The organism is bacterium (assembly GCA_026398675.1).
Lineage (GTDB): Bacteria > RBG-13-66-14 > RBG-13-66-14 > RBG-13-66-14 > RBG-13-66-14 > RBG-13-66-14.
In genome coordinates, this window is the sequence record JAPLSK010000237.1 from 1 (window position 1) to 1963 (window position 1963).

Here is a 1963-nt window from a genome sequence, read left to right on the forward strand (position 1 = left end):
AACGCGGGGCGTTGCATCCCGGTTCCGCGGTGAGAGTCGGTGGTTGTCGAGAAGTTACCGCCGCGAGCGGTGCTCTTGAATAATTTTGGAATGCCTTTTTAACGCAGCGCGCTGGACCGCTGTTCCGCGACGACAGGTTTAAATGTTCGAGGGGTTTCCGCCGCGAGCTGTTTATAATAAAAAGACACATCGCACGCGGCGATGGGTGTTGAATTGAGATAGATTCCCCCCGCGACTGTGCCCCCCCGAGATGGGGGGGATGGGGGGTACGGACTAGGGAATTTGAAAACCGTCCCGCACGCGGTGGTGATTGTCGAATTGAGATAGATTTCCCCCGCGACTGTGCCCCCCCAAGATGGGGGGGATGGGGGGGATGAGGCGCCCGTAGCTCAGATGGATAGAGCGCCGGACTACGAATCCGTAGGCCGCAGGTTCGAATCCTGCCGGGCGCGCCAGACGACGACGGACCCCGAGGGGTCCGTTTTTCGCGTGTATGGGAGCGGAATGTTGTAAAATAAAAGTCGTTTTTGACCGCCCGGTTGCCGGCTGATACTCCGTGAGGTCGGACGGGGCTTTTCCCGCGCGGGGGTCTTTAGTATCATCGGAGGGTCACCGGCGGCATAGTTTTTCCAGCGGGGGCCAGCGATTTGTTCAGACCGTTCTTGAGTTTCTTCAGCCACGACCTGGCCATAGACCTGGGGACGGCCAACACCCTGGTCTATCTGAAGGACCGGGGCGTCGTGATAGACGAGCCCACGGTGGTCGCCATGCGCCGGGATACCGGCGCCGTGATGGCGGTGGGCCTCGAGGCCAAGATAATGCTCGGCCGCACCCCGGAGGCGATTCGCGCCCTGCGCCCGATGAGCGACGGGGTCATCGCCGACTTCGAGGTCACCGAGCGGATGCTGAAGTATTTCATTACGAAGAGCCATGGGCGGCGTTTCTTCGTTCATCCGCGCGTTCTGGTCTGCGTGCCCTCGGGGATAACGGAGGTGGAGAAGCGCGCGGTGCGCGACTCGGCGACGCACGCCGGGGCGCGCGAAGTGCTCATGATTTACGAGCCCATGGCCGCGGCCGTGGGCGCGGGGCTCCCCGTCCACGAGCCGGTGGGCAACATCATCATCGACATCGGCGGCGGAACCACCGAGATGGCGGTCATTTCCCTCTCCGGCATCGTCACCCATACAAGCATCCGCATCGGCGGCGACGAGATGGACGTGGCCATAGACAAGTACCTGCGAAAGACGTACAACCTTCTGGTCGGAGAGCAGACCGCCGAACGGATCAAGCTCCAGATCGGCAGCGCGTTCCCCCTGGAGAAGAAGGAGACGATGGACATCCGGGGGCGGGACATCGTCGAGGGCGTGCCCCGGACCCTCTCCGTCACCTCCACCGAAATCCGGGAGGCGCTGAGTGAGCCGGTGAGCGCCATCCTGCGCGCCGTGCACCGGACCCTGGAGCAGACCCCGCCCGAGCTGGCGGCGGACATCGTGGACCGCGGCATCTACATGACCGGCGGCGGCTCAATGCTGCGCGGCCTGAGCGAGCTGTTGCACCGGGAGACCGACCTCACCATCCACCTGGTGGACAACCCGCTCACGACCGTGGTCGCCGGGGCGGGAAAGGTGCTGGAGAATCCGGAAGCGTTCCACAAGGTGATCCTCAAAGAGAATCGGCGATGACCGGCGAAAAGCGGTCGTTGGCCTACCTCGTGGTGCCGGTGATCCTGGCGGGCGCGGTTGCCGTCTGGGCCGACCTCACCGGGTTCGAGCCGCTCACCCGTCTGCGGGGTGAGCTGGCCGGGGCGAGGGCGGAGCTGGCCCTCCTGGGCGAGCGCTGGTCTCGCTTCTTCTCCGGGGAGGAGGTGCGCCTGGAGGAGTCATCCCGCGAGGCCGAGTTCACGCTCTCGGAGCTCATTTCGAGGGAGGAGCGGGAGGAGAACGGTCGCCTGCGCGCCGAGTTG

2 protein-coding genes and 1 tRNA gene are annotated in these 1963 nt (G+C 64.3%); all 3 read left to right on the top strand.

Translation table 11 applies throughout. From position 1 onward, the window contains the following. Nucleotides 1-378: 378 nt before the first annotated feature. Nucleotides 379-455: transfer RNA gene (locus tag NTW26_07505), tRNA-Arg, on the top strand. Nucleotides 456-647: 192 nt separating this feature from the next. Further along, the gene (locus NTW26_07510) at nucleotides 648-1682 is read left to right on the top strand and encodes a rod shape-determining protein (protein MCX7022100.1); all 1035 of its coding nucleotides are present in this window, start codon (nucleotides 648-650) and stop codon (nucleotides 1680-1682) included. After that, nucleotides 1679-1963, top strand: a 285-nt coding sequence (locus tag NTW26_07515) for a hypothetical protein (GenBank protein ID MCX7022101.1), incomplete at its 3' end; no start/stop codon positions are given. The genes NTW26_07510 and NTW26_07515, both read left to right, overlap by 4 nt.